This is a genomic window from Streptomyces sp. NPDC006476 (assembly GCF_040612015.1).
Taxonomy (GTDB): domain Bacteria; phylum Actinomycetota; class Actinomycetes; order Streptomycetales; family Streptomycetaceae; genus Streptomyces; species Streptomyces griseorubiginosus_B.
Genome location: NZ_JBEXPK010000069.1, coordinates 22,626 through 41,623 on the forward strand (window position 1 = coordinate 22,626; position 18,998 = coordinate 41,623).

The window sequence follows — 18,998 nt, forward strand, 5'->3', positions numbered from 1 at the left end:
GGACGACGCACGCGACAGCCTCTCGATCCGATCGTTCACACGGGCCGGGTGCGCTTCAAAACCCGTTCCGCTCCAGCGGCTCAGCCACCAAGGCGACCGTGCCTGCACGACGCGGGGCCCGTTCAGCCCTTTTAGTAAGCATCAGTCGTTTCGTTCTTCTGGGCTCAGCGCTGCTGAGACATTCAAAACACGAAGGGAAAAGCTGAGGATGAAAGAGATCTCGGGTCAGTGCGACGACCGGTTCGCCGCAGTGAGGAAAGCCTTCGAGCAGGCCCTGGACGAGAGCCAGGGCGGGGCATCGGCGGCGGTGTTCCTGGACGGCGAGCCGGTGGTCGATTTGTGGGGCGGCTACGCCGACCGTGCGCAGACCCGGCCCTGGACCCGCGACACCCTGGTCAACGTCTGGTCGGTCACCAAGACCATGACCAATCTCTGCGCGCTTGTGCTTGCCGACCGCGGGGGGCTGGACCTGTACGCACCCGTGGCGCGGTACTGGCCGGAGTTCGCCGCCGAGGGAAAGGACTCGGTCGAGGTCAGGCATCTGCTGTCCCACACCGCCGGACTGGCGGGCTGGGACGTGCCGCTGGCGGCTCCCGACGAGCTGTATGACTGGGACAGGTGCACCGACCTGCTCGCCGCGCAGAAGCCCTGGTGGCAACCAGGTACCGTCTCCGGCTACCACGCCGTGACCCAGGGCTATCTCGTCGGTGAGGTGGTTCGCCGGATCACCGGGCAGAGCGTGGGGCAGTTCTTCGCCGAGCAGGTGGCCACCCCGCTGGGCGCCGACTTCCACATCGGCCTGCCCGCCGAGGCCGACGATCGTGTCTCGAATGTCTTCAACATCGATGGCCTCTCCTTCCCGCCCGAGCTGGAGGAAACGGGTGCCAAGGTGTTCGGGCGCCCCAACGTGCTGGCCGACCCGGAGCCGTTCGCGGCCACGCGCGCCTGGCGGGCTGCGGAGATTCCTGCCGCCAACGGCCAGGGCAATGCGCGCTCGGTGGCCGCCGTGCACTCGGTGATCGCCTGCGGCGGCGAGGCACGCGGTGTGCGAGTGCTGTCCGAGAAGGGCGTCCAGACCCTCTTCGATCAGCAGTCGGATGGCGCCGACCTGCTCCTGGGAAAGCACGTGAAGTTCGGTATGGGCTGGGGGCTGGGCAACGACGATCTGCCCATGGCCGGGCCTCGTACCTGCTACTGGGGCGGCGCTGGGGGCGGCATGGTCATCGCGGACTGCGACAACCGCCTGACCGTGGCGTTCACCATGAACCACATGAAGATGGGCGGCAGTGACGGCAGCATCAACACCGGCGGCGACGAGCGGTTCCACCGCATTGCAGAAGCCGTCTATCAGGGCCTCGGCCGCCCGTAAACGCCCGCACCGACCACAGCAAGCGTGCTCGACGGATCCGTCGAGCACGTTCCAGACCTAGGACCAACGCACAGCGTGATCTTGAGCTGTGAGCCTCGAACGGGAGCCTCGATCGGGAGATCGCCGCAGGCCGTGAGCATGAAGCAAAGCCGCTCCTCGATGTCCAGCATCGCGGATGGCGCTCTTCCTGTCTTGCGGCCGACACTGCGCAGTACTTGCGGCCAGGCCGAGGCCCCACCTCTGGCCTGGCCCGCTGAACTGCAAGCGGACGGCGAAGGGATGGACGGGCCAACGGCACGAGCGCGCGCCGTTCCGCCCGGGATTCCCTTCGGTACGCCGGGCGAGGTCGTCGGCCAACGTTCCGGCTTCCGCGTCGACGAAGCCCGGGCTGCTGGGGCGTTGGCGCTTGTGCCCTTTGACCATCTCCCGCAGCGGGCGGACCGCTGGAGAGTGTGGCGTCCCCGGCCCGGATGATGGGCTGCACCTACTCGTCCTGGAGGTTCAGCCAGTGCATCGCGTCCAGGGCGATGCCGACATTGGTGCCGTGCCGGTCCAGAGTGACGGGCAGGCGTTCTTCGGCGCGGCGAATGCGTTGCAGGATGGTGTTTCGGTGGGTGAACAGCAGCTCTGCTGTGCGGGATGCGTTGTACCGCTGGTGGATAAACATTCGCAGCGTGTCACGTAGGTCCTGTGGGCCTGTGGCCAACGGGCCGAGAGTCGCGTAGATGAATTCGCGTAGCCGGGCTTCATCTCGGGCCAGCAATATGACGGCGGCGACGTCGTCATAGAAGGCGACCCGGTGCGCGTTGTTGCTCTGCACCAGCCGTTGGGTCTCCACCGCGCGGTCGTGGGTGCGTCGGAACCCGTCCACTCCCTCGTCCAATGAACCGATCGCAAGCCTGACGTCGCGGTGCGGGGCTAGAGCGGTCTCGAGTGCCTCGGCCGAAACTGGGATTCCGGGCGTCAGCCACAGCCACAGCGACGAAGCGCTGGCATGAACGAGCAGCCGGCTTCTGGACTCCGCGATCCGGCTGAGCGCGCTCGCCACCTGCACGAGTGCCGCGCGATCGGCGAACTGTGGTGGCGCCCAGAGGATTACCCCCAGATGTCTGGCTGAGAGCGGGTATCCGAGACTCTGATCAACACCGGTCACAGGAACCGGTGTTCCACCCAGGATGAGATTGACCAGCTCGAGGCGTCTTACGTGCTCGTCGCCCGACAGAGCTGCGCGCTCCTGCTCCAGAATGTCGATCACGGCAGTGACTGTGCGGTCGACCCAGAGCGACAGTGAGCGCGAGGCCCGGTCAAGAGCGGGCTGCAGGACGGCGGTTTCATCGCACAGCGAAAATGCGATCCGCATCAAGATGGACCACATCGCCTGTTGAGCGGCGTAGTTGGAAGCGCGGAAGGTGTCCTCCTCACCCCAGCGATACCCGTCGCGCGAGATGTTGACGATCTGGCTTGTCAGGAGGGGCTCCACGTCCCGCCACGGGTCCTCGTACATCGAGCGTGCCCAATGATGCGAGTAGGCCCGGGTCGCCTCACCGATCGCCTCAGAAATGGAGGGGTCCGATCCGAAGCGGGCATCGATTGCGTTGACAAGTGCGTCCTGGATCGGACCCAAGACGGAGGGATCGGCCAGGAACTCCTTGCACATGGTGCGTAGCAATTTTTCGGAGTCGCCCCGCAAACCGGCGCCATGCATAGCGCTCACACTACCCCTCCTTCCTGTGCCTTGTGCTGTGCACTGTGCACTGTTCTCTCGGTTAATGCTGTGCATCACAACATTGAGTGGCGCCTGTCACAGGTCGACCATGAGTGCGTCGGTGCGCTCGCCGACCCCGCGATCGGACAAAGGCGAACGGCGATGGGAGGGTCAGGTGACTCGTGTGTCAGGGCCCCGGACTGAAGCGCGATTCAGGTCCGGTGATGGCGAGTGTGAAGCAACGATCTTCCGTCCCGCCGTTTCCCACGATCGAGGGGCCCTACCGACCATCGTGCTCACGCACGGAATCTCCGGGGTCAAGAGCCACCCGCGAGTCGAGATCCCCGCGCTGCTCTCCCTCTACCAGGCCGGCCGGTTGAACCTCGACGAGCTGATCACCAACAAGTACCGGTTCGAAGACATCGATCAGGAGTACCAGGACATGAAAGAAGGCAAGAACATTCGCGGCATGGTGAGCTACATGGACGACAACCGTTGAGCGCCCCGGCCTACACCGGCACCCTCGCAGGCGGCCAGGTGCTGGACCGGACGTCCCTGTACATCGGCGGTGAGTGGGTGGCCTCGGCCGGGACCGACCGGATCGAGGTGCTGAACCCGGCCACCGAGGAAGTGATCGCCCAGGTCGTGGCCGGGACACCGGCGGACGTGGATCGCGCGGTGGCCGCTGCGCGCCGGGCGCTGCCGGCCTGGTCGGTCCGGCCGCCGGGCGAGCGGGCGGACTACCTGGAGAAAGCCCACGAGGCGCTGGTGGCCCGGACCGACGAGATCGCGGCGCTGATCTCCCGGGACATGGGGATGCCGCTGCAGGCCGCCGCATCCGTACAGGTCGGTCTGCCTGCCTTCAACCTGGCGAACTTCGCCCGGCTGGCCCGGAGTTTCACGTTCGACGGCTCCGAGGTCGGCAACTCCCTGATCGTGCGGGAACCGATCGGTGTGGTCGGCTGCATCACCCCCTGGAACTTCCCGCTGCACCAGATCGTGCTGAAGGTGGCGGCTGCGCTCGCGGCCGGCTGCACGGTGGTGGTCAAGCCGACCGAGGTGGCTCCGCTGGCGGGTCATGCGCTGGCCTCGATCTTCGACGACGTCGGCCTGCCGGCCGGGGTTTTCAACCTGCTCAGCGGGTTCGGCCCGGTGGTCGGCGAGGCGCTGGCGGCGCATCCCGGGGTCGACATGGTGTCGTTCACCGGCTCCACCCGGGCCGGGAAGCGGGTCGCGGTGGTGGCGGCCGAGACGGTCAAGCGGGTCGCTCTGGAGCTCGGCGGGAAGTCGGCCAACGTGCTGCTCGACGATGCCGACTTCGAGCGGGCGGTAGCCGACGGTCTGGCCAAGTGTTACGTCAATTCCGGTCAGACCTGCTCGGCGCTGACCCGGATGCTGGTGCCGGTCGGCCGGCTGGCCGAGGCGGAGCAGATCGCCGCCCGGGTGGCCGGCGAGTACCGGCACGGCGATCCGTCCGACCCGGGGACCCGGCTGGGGCCGCTGGTCAGTTCGGCCCAGCTGGAGCGAGTCCGGTCGTACATCCAGAAGGGTATTGACGAGGGCGCAACCCTGGTCGTCGGCGGGGTGGAGAGCGGGCGCGACCCTGCCGACCTGGGCCGGGGGTACTACGTGCCGGCCACCGTGTTCTCCGGCGTCACCGCGGAAATGACGATCGCCCGCGAGGAGATCTTCGGCCCGGTCCTGTCGATCATGCCGTACCAGGATGAGGACGACGCCGTCCGGATCGCCAATGACACCGAGTACGGCCTGGCCGGCGGGGTCTGGTCGGCCGATCCGGAACGAGCGCTGCGGGTGGCCCGGCGTCTGCGGGCCGGTCAGATCGAGGTGAACGGGGGCGCGTACAACCCGGGCGCGCCGTTCGGCGGGTACAAGCAGTCCGGCGTCGGCCGGGAGGGCGGCGTCCAGGGGCTGGAGGAGTTTCTGGAGACCAAGGCGATCCAGCGCTGATGCGTGACGACATCACCAGACCCGATTCAGGAACCCGAGGAGGACACGTGACCACCAGGGAGAAACCGCGCAAGTGGATCAACGCCGAGATCGAGGCGCTCGACCCGGACGTCGACCACGCCCGGATCTGGCAGCTCGGCAACGCCTACCGGACCAGCCCGATGATCCTCAACATGGCGGTGTGCCAGGGCTTCCTGCGGCTCGTCGGGCCGGGCAGCGGCGCACGCACACTCGTCCGCGGCGGCAAGGGCAAGGTCGTCCTGCACCAGCAGCGTCGTATAGAGGGCACAATGCACGCGGTGTGGACCTGGTACCTCGGCGAGGGTGCGCACGACCCGACCGTGCGTGAGTCCGTCGAACGGGTCAACCGGCAGCACGACGCCTGGGCGGGGAAGTACCCCGACGCGATCCTGGACGTACGCCAGTACACGTACACGATCTGCATCCTCGCCGCCGAGCCGCACCGGGTGATGCAGCGGCTCGGTCTGCCCGGCTTCAGCGCCAACGAGCAGCGGGCCGCCTACCGGCACTGGTCGCAGATCGCCGGGCTGTTCCGTATCGGTTCGGACCAGGGTGTTCCGTTGCCGGCGGACTTCGACGGAATGCTCGCCTTCCTCGCCGACTTCGAGCGCAACGACTACTCGACCGCTCCGGAGAGCAACGTCGTCGCCGAGGCGATGCTGCAGCAGTTCTGCGACCGCTGGTTCCCCCGCCCGTTGCACGGGCTCGGTCGTGCCCTCGTGCTGTCCCTTGCCACCCCGGACCTGCTCGCCGTCCACGGGCTCAAGGGCCCGCGGCCGCTCGTGGTCCGGACCCTGCGGCGGGCACTGCGCACGCTCATCACCGTCCAGGTCCGGTGGGCGCCCGACCCGGTCGAGGTGGCGCCGATCCGCGCCGCGTTCGCCGAGCCCCGCCCGGAGACCCCGATGGGCGGCCGGCTGAAGGCCGCGCTGTCGGGCATGAGGGAACAACGGCCCGTGCCGGACGGGTCGACGAGTACGGACGCCTGACGTGTCGGCCGGGACCGGTGCACGGTCGTCGGGATCCTCGCCCCGTCCGCACCGGGTCCCGAACTCGGCCCCGCGGCGGTCGTCGGCCGGCCACCGTCCCCGCCGGGCGGTCGCGGGCGGCCTCGCCTCGACCCTTGTGAGGGGCCGCGACCGGCCTCTACCCGGCGGTCCGTGCTGCCGGGGTCGCTCCGACCGAGGCGCTGGCGACGCCGTCAGCCGACACCGCGCGGCCCGCCGCCTCACCCACCGGTTCGTTGCGAAGGCTTACGCCGTGCTGACGTCACCGTTCACCACTCGGGTGGCGTCCGTGATCGTGCTGACCTCATGCCGACGGATCTTCCGCAGCAGCCGGATCAGAGTGCTGCGCTCGCGGGCGGTCAGGGCTCGGGCCCATTCGGCCTCGCGGGCGTTGTTGCGTGCGAAGAGCTCACCGACCACGTCGTGTCCGTAGTCGGTGAGCTGGATGGTGACGGACCGGCCGTCCTTGTCCGACCTGCTGCGCTGGATGAGTCCCTTGCGTTCCAGGGTGTTGAGCACCGCCGAAACGCTGGCCTGGGAGACGTTGGTCAGCCGGGCGAGCTGCAGCGGGGTCAGTTCGCCGACCGTCTTGACCGCGAACAGGGCACGAAAGCCCGCCCAGGTGAGGCCGGCCGGGCGCTGGACGCTGACCTCGAAGTCCTGCTGGAGTCGTTCAGCCGCTCTTACCAGTCCGAAGATCATGAGCATGGCGTCGATGTCCGCGTCCGGCGCGAAGGATCGTGCGGCCTCGGCGGCCTGGGCGTCGGCCTCGGCGGGATCGCCGGGGATCGGGAGCTGGGACTGGCTCGGCTGCATGAAGGGACTCTGTCCTCACCATTAGGAGAAGTTACTGAGAGGTCTCAGCGTATAGCCGGCTCGCCGCACATCCTGCCCGGTTACGACGCGGTGGCCCCCGCGTCCACAGGCAGAGCGGTCCCCGTCACGAAGGAGGACGCGTCGGAGCAGAGCCAGAGCACGGCATCGGCGATCTCCTCCGGTTCGGCGAACCGCTTGATCACCTGGGGGGCTACGGCCTGCGCCTGGAGTTCGGGCGGCAGAGCGGCGGTCATGTCGGTGCGGACCGCCGCCGGGCAGACCGCGTTGACCCGGATGTTGCGGTCCGCGCACTCGATGGCGGCGGTCTTGGTCAGACCGATTACGGCATGCTTGCTCGCGGAGTAGGCGGCGCCCTGCGGAAGGCCGATGAGCCCGGCGAGCGACGCGGTGTTGACGATCGCACCGCCACCCGACGCGGCCATGAGAGGGATCTGCGCCCGCAGACCGTGCCAGACCCCTTTCAGGTTCACGGCGAGGCAACGGTCGAAGGCCGCCTCGTCGGTGTCGGTGACGCTGCCCTGCACGGCGATACCCGCGTTGTTGTGCGCGAAGTCCAGCCGCCCGTACGTCTCTGCCACGGTCGCCGCGAGTGCGGTGCACTCGTCGGCCTCGGTGACGTCGCACGCGACGAACACTGCCCGCCCGCCGGCCTGCTCGACCAGCCGCACGGTCTCCAGTCCGGCGGCGCGTCGGCTGCCCAGATCGGCGACGACGACCGCTGCCCCGGCGCGCCCGAAGGCCACGGCGGCGGCTCGTCCGATGCCGCCTGCCGCGCCGGTGACCAGCCCGGCCTTGCCCTTCATTGTGATCTCCATACCTCCGAGACTAGCTCGATGTCTCAGTAATTCACACCCGCGCAGTACCTAGACCTCTAATTAATTGGTTGCTACGTTGAGGCCGCTTCAGAGTGAGAGGAGCGCACCGTGCGCCTCATTCCGGCCGTCGTGCCGCGACTGGACGTCCTGAACGTCCCGCGCGAGGCAGAGCGCCAGCTCGGCCTCGCGACCGATCCCCGTCAACGGGCGATCCTGACCAACTTCCGCCGCCACGCCATGCTGGAGGTGTCCGGCCGGTGGCCGGAGATCCTCGACCCGGATCTGACCGTGCCCCACCCCGTCTACCGCATCGCCGAAGGCGACAACACCGCCGTCTTCGACGGCCATGACGCCGTCGCCGACTTCTACCGCACGATGACCGAAGCCGGACTGAACGTGCTCGTCCCGCTCACCGAGCGCATCGCGGTCGCGGACTGGGGACTGGCCATCGAGTCACTACTGGGGCAGATCGTCCCGGGTGCGCTGATGAAGCCCGCGATGGGCGAGGACGTCGACGACCTCGACGCCCACTACCTCGTCACCCACAAAGTGGCCAACATCTGGCCCTATGACGAGGCCGTCAAGCTGCTCGGCGAACACGTCTACATCGACCGCGCCTCACGCGAGGTCCACCGCATGGATCCAGCGGACGTCGTCACGCCGCAGCAGGCCGCTGACCTGCTGGCACCGTTGCTCGACCCACCTATTGACGTGGGTGTGACCCCGGCGTAGCTTCCAGAAATCGGTTAGATCTCTCAGTATTTTTCTGCACCTCGCGGGTCCGAGCCGGCCCGCATGTCCGGGAGGCCCGACGTGCCTTTCCAGCCACCTTCCAACACCGCCGTCCGCCCGCTCCCCGACGCCGCCGCCGAGGCCTTTGTCGAGGCGCTCGGCACGGACGCGGTCCTCACCGCCCCCGGAACCGTCGACGACTTCCGGGACCCCTTCTCCCACCCGGGCTGGAGCGACCACACCGCGGCCGCCGTCGTCATGCCGGCCACCGTCGAAGAGGTCCAGGCGGTCGTCCGCATCGCCGACGAGCACCGCGTCCCGCTGTGGACCTTCTCCCAGGGCCGCAACAACGCCTACGGCGGACCCGCCCCCCGCGTCCCCGGATCAGTGCAGGTCAGCCTGCGCCGCATGAACCGAGTCCTCGAAGTGAACGAGGAACTGGCCTACGCGGTCGTCGAGCCCGGTGTGCGCTTCTTCGACCTGTACGACCACCTGCGCGCCGGCGGTCACAAGGTCTGGTCCTCCGCCCCCGACCTCGGCTGGGGCAGCGTCATCGGCAACGCCCTCGACCACGGGATCGGATACACCGTCGACGGCGACCACGCCGCCCGGCTGTGCGGCCTGGAGGTCGTCCTGCCCGACGGGAGTCTGCTGCGCACCGGTATGGGCGCGATGTCCGGCAACCGTGCCTGGCACGCCTACCCCCGTGGCTTCGGTCCCACGGCCGACGGTCTGTTCAAGCAGTCCGGACTCTCCATCGTCACCCGGGCGGGAGTGTGGTTGATGCCCGAGCCGGAGTGCTATCTCTCCGGCGGCGTCCAGGTGCCCCGCAAGGAGGACCTGCCCATCCTCATCGACGCACTTCGCCCCCTCCTGCTGGACCGCACCATCCAGAACCACCCCGCCATCGGCCATCCGCTCTTCATCGCCTCCGTCATGGACGGCGCACCCACCCGTGCCGAGGTGTACGACGGTCCCGGCCCCGTACCCGAGGAGGCGGTTCTCCGGCTCGCCCGGCAAATGGGCCTCGGCCGCTGGAACATGCGCTTCGCGCTGTACGGCACCGAGGGCATCGTCGACGCCCGCCTCGCCCGGATCAGGAAGGCACTGTCGGTCATCCCCGGCGTCCACATCGTCGGCGAGAAGTTCGCCGGACACGCCGTACACGACACCGCCCGAGATCAGAACGCCCAGGTCCAGGCGGGCATCCCCAGCCTGGACCTGATGCGGGCACTGTCCTGGTACAGCGGCGAGGGAGGCGGCCATCTCGACTTCTCCACCGTCTCACCCCTGCGCGGGCAGGACGTCGTACGGGTGCATGCCCTGCTGGACGACCAGCTGAGCGGCAGCGGGCTGGACTACGACCCCGCCATGATCCTTGGCCAGCGGCACATCACCAACGTCGCCCAGCTCTACTTCAACCCCTGCGACGAGAAGCAGACCGGCGACGCTTACCGGCTCTACCCCGAACTGGTCCGCGCCCTCGCCGGGGCCGGCTACGGCGTCTACCGCACGCACGTCGACTTCATGGACGCCGTCGCCGACACCTTCGACTTCGGCGATCACGCGCTGCGCCGCTTCAACGAACGGCTCAAGGACGCGCTCGACCCACACGGCATTCTCTCCCCCGGCAAGCAGGGCATCTGGCCTTCCGGACTGCGCCACCTGCGCGACGTTTCGCCCAGCCGCTGACCCGCTTCCGCCCGCGCGCGGCCCCTCTCCCTTCCCCTTTGCCCCAGCCGACCACCATGAGCAACGGAGCCCATTGTGAAGACCAACGGCCATCGCCCGCACAGATTTACGAGCACCCGCGTGCTCACCGTCGCCGCCTGCGCCCCCCTCCTGGCCCTGCTGGCCACCGGCTGCGCCTCCACCGGCACCGACGCCGCCGCGGCCTCCTCCGCGAAGCCGTCCAAGGCCTCCAAGTGCGGCCTCGGCAACGGCAAGACGGCCACCGGGCCGGCCATCAAGCTCGGTGCCATCGTCTCCGACACCCCCGGGCTGAGCTTCACCGACGTCACCGACATGGCGAACGCGTACTTCTCCTGCGTCAACGCCAACGGCGGCATCAACGGCCGCCCCGTGAAACTCGTCGTGGAAAAGGACGCGCTCGACCCGCAGCTGACCGCGTCCCTGGCGACCAAGCTGATCGACACCGAGAAGATCGTCGGCTTCACCGCCAGCAGCAGCGTCCTGGACTGCTCGGTCAACGCCAAGACCTACGAGAAGAAGGCCGTCTACGGCATCGACGCGGGCCTCGCCCTCGACTGCTTCAACACCCCCGCCATCGCGCCGGTCAACGTCGGCGCAAGTTACAGCGCGCTGGCCACCGCCCAGTACCTGCTCGACAAGGGCGCCAAGAAGCTGGTCGTCTTCACCAGCAACACACCCGGCTCCAACGCCATCAACGCCAGCATCAAGGAGCTCGGCAAGAAGGCCGGCGTCCCGGTCACCGCCTGGGTGGAGAACGTCCCGGTCGCCGACGCCAACGGGCTCGCGCTCAAGGCCGCCCAGGCCGCGGGCGCCGGCGGCGGTGTCGTGGTGAACCTCAACGCGGGTGAGGCTCTGAAGGTGTTCAAGGCAATCGAGCAGCAGGGACTGATCGACCAGGCCATATGGGGCTGCCCGGCGGGCTGCAACGACCAGTCCATGCTCCAGCAACTGGGCACCGCCTGGGACGGCAAGCTCGGTGTCAACGCCGAGATGAACCTGGCCAGCTCGCCCGGTCCGGACAACCAGCTCTATCTCCAGCTGCGCCGGAAGTACGCCCCGAAGACCCAGCTCGGAAACTTCGGCCAGCTCGGCTTCACCGCCGCACGGATCGCCGTCCAGGCGCTGCTGAGCATCAAGTCCGGCGACTACACCACCGCCACCGTGGGCGCGGCGTTCAAGGGTGTCAAGGACTACCGGTCCGACCTGTACTGCAAGCCCTGGTACTTCGGCACCCAGGCGTTCCACACCGCCAACAACACCACCCGGACCATCACTCCGAAGAGCGGTCAGTGGACGCAGACCCAGGACTGCTCCGAGATGCCCGCCCTCCCGAACAACAACTTCGCCAAGATCCGCGCATACGAGAAGCAGATCGGTCTCGGCTGACCGCCGGCGGCTGATCGGAACCGGACGTCTCCCATGCCAAGCCTTCTGCCCTTCCTCGTTCTCGGACTGGCTCTCGGTGGTGTGTTCTCGCTCTCCGGCGTCGGCATCGTGGTCCTGTACCGCACCACCGGAGTGCTCTATCTGGCGGGCGGAGCGGTCGGCGCCGTCGGTGCCTTCACCGCCTGCTCCCTGGCCACCACCGCGGGCCTGCCCGTCTGGCCCGCGGCCGCACTCGGCGTGGCGCTGTCGGCGGCGATCACCCTGGTGTACGGCCTGCTCCTCGGTCCCCGGCTCGCCCAGCGCGAACCGCTGGTCAAGGCCGCGGCCACGCTCGGTCTGACGCTCGTCCTGCTGGGCACCATGTCCTGGATCTGGGGCGCGCAGACCTACTCCCTCTCCCTGCCCACGACCGCCTGGGGCATCGTCCTCGGCACCGTGCACGTCAACGGCACCCAGCTGATCAGCCTGGCGCTCGGCCTGCTGCTCACCGCCGTCACCGCGCAGTTCCTGGACCGCACGGCGCTGGGCACGGCGATGCGCGCGCTGGCCGACGACCGCGAGAGCAGCGCGCTGCTGGGCGTACCGGTGCGCCGGGTGGAGGCGGCCGCCTGGCTGGGTTCCGGCGTCGTCTTCGGCGTGGCGGGGATCGTGCTGTCCAACCTGGTCGGCCTCGACATCAACGGTCTGACGTTCCTGATCATCTCCGGGCTGGCCGCCGCCCTCGTCGGCCGGCTGGAGTCGCTGTGGACCACGCTGGCTGCCGGCCTCGTCATCGGGGTCGCCCAGTCCCTGCTCACTCCCGTGGCGAGCCTGTCCTCCTACCGATCCATGACGCCGTTCCTGGTGGCAATAGCGGTCGTACTGGTCATGGCCGTCCGCCGCCCGTCACAGACAAGGGTCTGACGAATGAACGTCCTCGAAGACGCGCACCGCACCACCGCACCGGACCATGCGCGGCACCCGACGGCGGCCATCGGGCACAGGCTGCGGCAGCCCCTGTCGGCGGCGGCCTGGCCGGCCGCTGTGGCGGCGGCCGCGCTCCTGCTGCCGCTGTTCACCAGCCCGTACTGGATCCAGGTCCTCACCGCCGCGGCGGTGTTCTCGGTCGCGGCCCTGGGTCTGAGCGTGCTGTACGGGCGGGTCGGACTGATCTCACTGGGCCAGATCGCGATGCTCGCAGCCGGCGGCTGGACCGCGGAACGGCTGGGCCAGACCGGCACGTTGCCGTTCTGGCTGGTACTGCTGGCCACCGGCGTAGTGACCGGCCTGATCGGAATCGTCATCGGACTCCCCGCCCTGCGGCTGTCCGGCCTGTACCTGGCCCTGATCACCCTCATGCTGGCCGCTGCGATCACCATCGTGCTGACCAACACCAACTTCCCCAACGGCGGACCCGGCTTCCTCGGCTACGACCCCGTGAAATCCGGCACCGTGCCGCTGCCCCGGCCCGCCGTCGCCGCCGGCGACACCGCGTACTTCCGCTACACAGTCGTGGTCTGTGTCCTGATGTTCCTGCTGGCCATCGCCCATACCCGGGGCAGGCCGGGCAGGGCCTGGGCGGCGATCCGGCAGAGCGAGCACGCGGCGGTGGCCGCCGGGATCAACGTCACCCTGTACAAGCTGTGGGCCTTCGCCCTGGCGTGCTTCATGACCGGTGTGGCCGGGGCCCTGCTGGCGGCCAGCGCGGGCGGGCTGACGGTCTACCAGTTCCCCCCGCAGGAGTCGATCACTCTGCTGGCCGCCCTGCTGATGGCGGGCATGTACCACTTCGCCGGAGCCGTCGTGGCAGGGCTGATGCTGAAGGCGATGCCCGCCCTGCTCGACACCTGGGGGGTCAGCGGCAACGTCCTGCTGATCGTCTTCGGGGTCGGCCTCGTGCAGACACTGGTCACCTCACCGGAGGGCATCGCCGGCCAGATGAGCCGGGATCTGGCCCGGCTGGGCGCCCGGGTCCGGATGCGGAGGACCACGTCATGATCGAGATCAGGGAGCTGACCGTACGCTTCGGCGGCGTCACCCCCATCCAGGCCATGGATCTGACGCTGCCCGGCAGCGCCTGCGGCCTGATCGGCCCCAACGGCGCCGGCAAGACCACCTTCTTCAACGTACTCAGCGGCTTCGTCACCCCGGCGACCGGCCGCGTCCTGGCATTCGGTGACGACCTGCTGGCCCTGCCGGGCCACCGCCGAGCCCGCTGGGGGCTGCGCCGCACTTTCCAGACCGAGCAGGCGATCGAGCAACTGTCGGTGTACGACAACGTGGCCATGGTCCACGAGCACACCGGGGGCCACCGCCGCGACCGCCACCGCGACGTGCTCACCGCCCTGGACTTCGTCGGCCTTTCCGTCAGCCCCACGGCCCCGGTCGGCGCCCTGGGCGCGGGGGAACGACGGCTGGTCGAGCTCGCCCGTGCGGTCGTCGGCCGCCCCCGCGTGGTCCTGCTCGACGAGCCCGCCGCGGGGCTGCCGGACGAGGAGACGGGCCGGATCGGTGCCGTGATCCGCCGCATCCCGGCGGAGCTGGACGCCATGACCGTACTGGTCGACCACGACATGAGCCTGGTGTCTGCCTGCTGCGACGTCACCGCCGTGCTCGACTTCGGCCGGCTCATCGCCGCCGGTCCCACCCAGGAGGTCCTGCGCGACGAGCATGTCGTGCGGGCCTACCTCGGTACCGAGGAGGTCGCATGACCGTCACCACCGCGCCCGCGCTGCACGTCGAAGAGCTCCGTGTCGCACGCGGCACCCGCACCGTGCTGCACGACGTACGTCTCGACATCCCCGCCGGAGAGGTCACCGCTCTCCTCGGCCCCAACGGCGCGGGCAAGTCCACCCTGGTCCTCGCGCTCGGCGGCATCCTGCGCCCCACCGGCGGGCGCCTCCTGCTCGGCGAGCGCGAGCTGACGGGACGCCGACCCGAGAAGGTGCGGGCGGCCGGGGTGGCAGTCGTACCCGAAGGACGGCGGCTGCTGCCCAGCCTGACCGTCCGTGACAACCTGCACGCCGCGGTCTACTCCCTCGGCCGCGAGGCCCGCCGGACCGGAGTCGAGTACGCGCTGGAGCTCTTCCCCGAGCTGAGGCAACGCTGGTACACCCCCGCCCGTGCCCTGTCCGGCGGGCAGCAGCAGATGGTCGTCCTGGCCCAGGCACTCGCCTCCCGGCCGTCCGTGCTGGTCGTGGACGAGCTGTCGCTGGGCCTGGCGCCGGTCGTGGTGAAGCGTCTGATGCCGGTCCTGGCCGACGTCGCCGCCGCCGGCACGGCCGTCCTGCTCATCGAGCAGTTCGCACACGTCGCCCTCGCCCTGGCCACCACCGCCCACATCCTGGAAGGCGGCCGCATCCGCTTCAGCGGCACGGCACAGGAGCTCAAGGACAACCCCGAGAAGCTGAGCGCCGCGTACCTGCTGCGCACGAATGCCGAGGACTCCCCGTCATGACCCGACCGCCCCTCTCCGCCGACGCTCTGGCCGCTCTCTCCGCCGCCCTCGGCCCGGAGCATGTCCTGCACCGCCCCGAGGACCTGCTGCCGTACCGCGATCCCTACGCCCACGCCTCCTGGCAGGAGCACATCCCCTCCGCTGTCGTCTCGCCCGCCACCGTCGAGGAGGTCCAGGCCGTCGTCCGGATCGCCGGCGAACACAGCCTGCCGCTGTGGACGTTCTCCCAGGGCCGCAACAACGGATACGGCGGTCCGGCCCCGGCCACCACCGGCTCGGTCTCGGTCAGCCTGCGTCGCATGAACCGCATCCTGGAACTGGACGAAGACCTCGCGTACTGCGTGGTCGAGCCCGGTGTGCGCTTCTTCGACCTCTTCGAGGAGATCCGGCGGCGCGGCCTCGCCCTGTGGCCCTCCATCCCCGACCTCGGCTGGGGCAGCGTCATCGGCAACTGCCTCGATCACGGCGTCGGCTTCACCCCGCTCGGCGACCACCCCGGCCGCCAGAGCGGCATGGAGGTCGTCCTCGCTGACGGCTCCCTGCTGCGTACCGGCATGGGCGCCATGGAGGGCAACCCGTCCTGGCCCGTCCGCAAGCCCGGCTTCGGTCCGTCGGCCGACGGGATGTTCATGCAGTCCAACTACGGCATCGTCACCAAGATGGGCTGCTGGCTCGTACCGCAGCCCGAGGTGTACATGTCCTGCGACGTGCGGGTCGATCGCGAGGAGGACATCGCCGCCCTCGTCGACACCGTCCGCCCGCTGCTCCTGGACCGCACCATCCCCAACTACCCCATCGCGTACAACACGATGCTCGTCGGCGGCGCGCTCAGCGGTGTCCGCCGCGAGTACTGGTACCGGGGAGAGGGCGCGCTTCCGGAGGAGGCCATCGACCGTATAGCCCGCGAGACGGACACGGGCCGCTGGTACATGCGCTTCGCCCTGTACGGCCACGCGGAAATCGTGGAGCAGCAGTACGACATCTGCCGCCGCGCCTTCGAGGCCATCCCCGGCGCCCGCCTCACCGCTCGCGCATACGACGGCGCCACCGCCGTCGACCGGCTCACGGCGCCCGTCGAACCCATCCCGGACGGCCCGGCCGCCGCCCTGCCGCGCATCCGGCACCAGTCCGACACCACCCAGGCCGGCGTCCCCACGCTCGACCTGTTGGACAACCTCAGCTGGGACGAACACGGCGTGGGCGGCCACCTCGACTACTCCCCCGTCGCCCCGCTCACCGGCGAGGAGGCGCTGGAGCAGAACCGCTGGCTGCGCTCCGCCCTCGCGGCAGAAGGCCTGGACTACGCCACCTCCCTGATGCTCACCCCGCGCGCCTTCGTCAACATCACCTCGTTGTGGTTCAACACGGCCGACGCGGCGCAGACCCGGCACGCGTACGACGTGATCGGCCGGCTCATCCCGGAAGGCGCCCGCCGCGGCTACGGCGTCTACCGCACACACCTGCGCCACATGGACGCTGTCGCCGACACCTTCGACTTCGGCGGCCACGCCCAGCGCCGCTTCAACGAAGCCGTCAAGGACTGCCTCGACCCGCAGGGCATCTTCTCGCCCGGCAAGCAGGGGATCAGGGGGCGGGCGCTGCGCTGAGAAGCCGTTGTCGTACCGAACTTAATGGGTGTGTTTCCGCAGTTCAGGCATGATGTCGGTGTTGGCGAGGCAGGCTCGGCGGGTCGGGTTGCCTCGTGGGTGAAGGCGCCAAGATGGCGTCGGTCGTGGGTCTGCTGGAGGAGCGGGAGCTGGCCGCGCGTGAGGGGGTGGAGGGGCTGCGGGAGGAAGCAGACCGGGTGCTCGCCGCACTCGCCGAGGCGGAGACGGACTGGCAGGAATGGCTGATCACGCGTCAGCGGGTCGGTGAGGTCCTGTCCGCGCCGAGGCCCGTGGAAGCCCGGACTCGAGGGCCCAGCACCGGCCGAGGAACCTTGCGTGTCGGAGTCGGTGTCCGTCCCGGACGCGCCCGCCGCCGTGCCGTCGCGGGTGGCTCGTGCGGGTTCGGTCGTCCCGGTGTGGCGGCCCGCGTTGTCGGCGGAAACGTACTGGCCCTGGACTACCGGCGCATCCTGTCCGTGCTGGCCGAACGCCGGTCAGACAGGCACAGGGTGATGACGTGTCAGGAGATCGTCGCCGCACTGGGGCTGGCGCCGGTCCCGGCCAGTGTGGAGGGCGTGCGCTCGAAGATGAAGCGGCTGGCGGATCGGAGCTGGGTCGTCGATCCGACCCCGGTCCGGTTCACGCTCGCCGCCGGGCGCGGCGGTGACCAGCACGGCCAGCAGCAGGCCGAGGCATCCGCGTGAGGACGCCGGCACCGTGGCCGCCGCGCGCAGGGACTGCGCGTCGATCACCGCGGCGGTCGGCTCCGGGTCGCGGCCGGCGTCCTCGCGGACCATGCCCCGCAGCCGGTCGTGGAACTCAGCCAGCAGGCCCCGCGCGCGCCACCGCCGCGCGAAGGCGTAGACCCGGTCCCAGGCGGGGAAGTCCGCCGGCATCGCCCACCACTTGATGCCGTTGTCGACCAGGGAGCGCACGGCGTCCGACATCTGCCGGTGGCAGTAGCCCTCCGGCTGCCCGCCCCGTCCCTGCAGCCAGGGCGGCACGGGCATCGCGTCCCGTACGATGACCCACTCGGTGTCCGTCATGTCCAAGTCGTAGCCGCGCGCACGGTCCGGACGGTTGCCCGCATTCCCGAACGGGTGAGCGAGGCAATCACACGACCGGGTAGCCGAGTTGGACGACACGGGCATAGGAACGCAAGACTGCGACACAGGGCCTCCTGGCCGGCTCGTTTGGACTTCGACAATCCCGAGCTGGACAGGAGGCCTGCCTTCATGCGCGAACCGGCTGGAGAGCACCCGACCGAGTCACCTCAATCGAACCGATGCCCACCACTAGGCCGCCTCGGGAAGCGGGAAGCTGCGGCGCATCAGGGCGTCGAAGGCGGCGTCGGGGAGCAGGCGCTTGGCCAGCATGGTGGCGCGGGCGAGCGCGCCGATCGCGTACCGGGCGCGGGGCTTGGCGGTGGTGGCGGCGCGGACGATCACCTTGGTGGCGGCCTCGGCGGGGACGGCGCCGCTGCGGCGGGTGAAGGCGTGGTTGGCGTACATGTCGGCGAGCTTGGCGCGGAAGCCGGCGTACGGGTCGGCGGCGTCCGTGGCGGGAGCCATGGTGCCGACCGCTGTGCCGCTGAACTCGGTGATGGTGGGCCCGGGTTGGACGACGACGACCTCGATGCCGAAAGGCGCGACCTCCAGGCGCAGCGAGTCGCTGATCGCCTCCACGGCGTGCTTGCTGGCGTGGTAGAAGGCACCGCCGGGAGGGGAGAAGCGGCCGGCCATGGAGGAGAGGTTGATGATCCGGCCGTGCCCGGCGCGGCGCATGCCCGGCAGCACCAGTTGGGCCATCCGGACCAGGCCGAAGACGTTGGTGTCGAACTGGGCGCGGACCTCGGCCGGGGTGGCGGACTCCACGGGCAGGTGCAGCCCGAATCCTGCATTGTTGATCAGGATGTCGACGCTGCCGTGCTCGGCCTCGACGGCGGCCACCGCGTCGGCCATCGACTGCTCGTCGGTGACGTCGAGCGGCAGGGTGGACATGCCGAGCGCGGCCAGGTCGGCCAGGGTCTCGGGGCGGCGAGCGGTGGCGTACACGCGGTGGCCGAGCCGGTGCAGGGCCAGCGCGGCCTGCCGGCCCATGCCGGAGGAGCAGCCGGTGATCAGGATGGTCCGGGTCGGGGTCATGGGGTGGCCTTTCGGTGCAGGAGGTCCCAGATGCGGCTTTGGCGCGGTCCAGGTCATCGGTGGGGAGGGAGTCGAGGCCGCCGGGGCGGGCGAGTTTCATCCTAAGCTAAGTTTGCAGCGGACTGCAACATTGCGGTGGGCTGTAACTTGCGAGCATTCTGAGAGCAAGGTCTGCGGGAGCGCGGTAAGGCAAGGCGCAGCGAGGCGGTCATCCGTGCCGCCTTCGAGTTGTTCGCCGAGCAGGGCTACGACGCCACG

The 18,998-nt window shown here is 69.5% G+C and carries 17 protein-coding genes and 1 pseudogene; 13 read left to right on the top strand and 5 right to left on the bottom strand.

The window, feature by feature from the left end:
- Positions 1 to 208 precede the first annotated feature (208 nt).
- Positions 209 to 1,369: a serine hydrolase domain-containing protein gene (locus tag ABZZ74_RS42865; protein WP_356949554.1), complete on the top strand. Its 1,161-nt coding sequence runs from the start codon at positions 209 to 211 to the stop codon at positions 1,367 to 1,369.
- 484 nt (positions 1,370 to 1,853) lie between these two features.
- On the opposite strand, the gene ABZZ74_RS42870 is transcribed toward ABZZ74_RS42865, so the two are convergent.
- Complete coding sequence (locus tag ABZZ74_RS42870; protein ID WP_118082903.1) at positions 1,854 to 3,074, bottom strand: helix-turn-helix domain-containing protein; 1,221 nt, start codon at positions 3,072 to 3,074, stop codon at positions 1,854 to 1,856.
- Positions 3,075 to 3,366: 292 nt separating this feature from the next.
- Here ABZZ74_RS42870 and ABZZ74_RS42875 point away from each other — a divergent pair, with 292 nt between their 5' ends.
- Genes ABZZ74_RS42875 through ABZZ74_RS42885 form a run of 3 tightly spaced genes read left to right on the top strand, consistent with a single transcriptional unit; the run spans position 3,367 to position 6,052 of the window.
- Positions 3,367 to 3,573, top strand: a complete 207-nt coding sequence (locus ABZZ74_RS42875) for a hypothetical protein (protein ID WP_356949555.1) — start codon at positions 3,367 to 3,369, stop codon at positions 3,571 to 3,573.
- Positions 3,574 to 3,611: 38 nt separating this feature from the next.
- Positions 3,612 to 5,042 (top strand): aldehyde dehydrogenase family protein, encoded by a 1,431-nt coding sequence (locus ABZZ74_RS42880; protein WP_356949566.1) that lies wholly within the window; start codon positions 3,612 to 3,614, stop codon positions 5,040 to 5,042.
- A 47-nt stretch (positions 5,043 to 5,089) separates the two neighbouring features.
- Positions 5,090 to 6,052, top strand: a complete 963-nt coding sequence (locus ABZZ74_RS42885) for an oxygenase MpaB family protein (RefSeq protein ID WP_356949556.1) — start codon at positions 5,090 to 5,092, stop codon at positions 6,050 to 6,052.
- A gap of 264 nt (positions 6,053 to 6,316) precedes the next feature.
- On the opposite strand, the gene ABZZ74_RS42890 is transcribed toward ABZZ74_RS42885, so the two are convergent.
- Positions 6,317 to 6,886, bottom strand: a complete 570-nt coding sequence (locus tag ABZZ74_RS42890) for a MarR family winged helix-turn-helix transcriptional regulator (RefSeq protein ID WP_007379938.1) — start codon at positions 6,884 to 6,886, stop codon at positions 6,317 to 6,319.
- A gap of 80 nt (positions 6,887 to 6,966) precedes the next feature.
- Entirely contained in the window at positions 6,967 to 7,722 is a 756-nt protein-coding gene (locus ABZZ74_RS42895; protein WP_356949557.1) for an SDR family oxidoreductase, read from the bottom strand.
- Between the two features lie 108 nt (positions 7,723 to 7,830).
- On the opposite strand from ABZZ74_RS42895, the gene ABZZ74_RS42900 reads away from it, so the two are divergent.
- The 8 genes from ABZZ74_RS42900 to ABZZ74_RS42935 all read left to right on the top strand — a co-directional run bounded on the left by ABZZ74_RS42900 (position 7,831) and on the right by ABZZ74_RS42935 (position 16,596).
- A complete protein-coding gene (locus tag ABZZ74_RS42900; protein WP_030944704.1) occupies positions 7,831 to 8,454 on the top strand; it encodes a hypothetical protein in 624 nt (207 codons plus the stop codon).
- Between the two features lie 81 nt (positions 8,455 to 8,535).
- Positions 8,536 to 10,146 (top strand): FAD-binding oxidoreductase, encoded by a 1,611-nt coding sequence (locus ABZZ74_RS42905; RefSeq protein WP_356949558.1) that lies wholly within the window; start codon positions 8,536 to 8,538, stop codon positions 10,144 to 10,146.
- Positions 10,147 to 10,266: 120 nt separating this feature from the next.
- Entirely contained in the window at positions 10,267 to 11,553 is a 1,287-nt protein-coding gene (locus ABZZ74_RS42910; protein WP_356949559.1) for an ABC transporter substrate-binding protein, read from the top strand.
- A 33-nt stretch (positions 11,554 to 11,586) separates the two neighbouring features.
- Positions 11,587 to 12,456 (top strand): branched-chain amino acid ABC transporter permease, encoded by an 870-nt coding sequence (locus ABZZ74_RS42915; RefSeq protein ID WP_356949560.1) that lies wholly within the window; start codon positions 11,587 to 11,589, stop codon positions 12,454 to 12,456.
- 3 nt (positions 12,457 to 12,459) lie between these two features.
- The gene (locus ABZZ74_RS42920; RefSeq protein WP_356949561.1) at positions 12,460 to 13,530 is read left to right on the top strand and encodes a branched-chain amino acid ABC transporter permease; all 1,071 of its coding nucleotides are present in this window, start codon (positions 12,460 to 12,462) and stop codon (positions 13,528 to 13,530) included.
- A complete protein-coding gene (locus ABZZ74_RS42925; protein ID WP_356949562.1) occupies positions 13,527 to 14,243 on the top strand; it encodes an ATP-binding cassette domain-containing protein in 717 nt (238 codons plus the stop codon). The genes ABZZ74_RS42920 and ABZZ74_RS42925 overlap by 4 nt, the downstream gene beginning before the upstream one ends.
- A complete protein-coding gene (locus ABZZ74_RS42930) occupies positions 14,240 to 14,989 on the top strand; it encodes an ABC transporter ATP-binding protein (protein ID WP_356949563.1) in 750 nt (249 codons plus the stop codon). The genes ABZZ74_RS42925 and ABZZ74_RS42930 overlap by 4 nt, the downstream gene beginning before the upstream one ends.
- Positions 14,986 to 16,596: an FAD-binding oxidoreductase gene (locus ABZZ74_RS42935; protein WP_356949564.1), complete on the top strand. Its 1,611-nt coding sequence runs from the start codon at positions 14,986 to 14,988 to the stop codon at positions 16,594 to 16,596. Before ABZZ74_RS42930 ends, ABZZ74_RS42935 begins: the two co-directional genes overlap by 4 nt.
- A gap of 494 nt (positions 16,597 to 17,090) precedes the next feature.
- On the opposite strand, the gene ABZZ74_RS42940 is transcribed toward ABZZ74_RS42935, so the two are convergent.
- Entirely contained in the window at positions 17,091 to 17,642 is a 552-nt protein-coding gene (locus ABZZ74_RS42940; protein WP_356949565.1) for a transposase, read from the bottom strand.
- A 249-nt stretch (positions 17,643 to 17,891) separates the two neighbouring features.
- Positions 17,892 to 18,740, bottom strand: coding sequence for an SDR family NAD(P)-dependent oxidoreductase (locus ABZZ74_RS42945; protein WP_030944676.1), 849 nt, complete (start codon positions 18,738 to 18,740; stop codon positions 17,892 to 17,894).
- Positions 18,741 to 18,911: 171 nt separating this feature from the next.
- Here ABZZ74_RS42945 and ABZZ74_RS42950 point away from each other — a divergent pair.
- Positions 18,912 to 18,998 (top strand): annotated as a pseudogene (locus ABZZ74_RS42950) (cell wall protein); the annotation flags it as partial.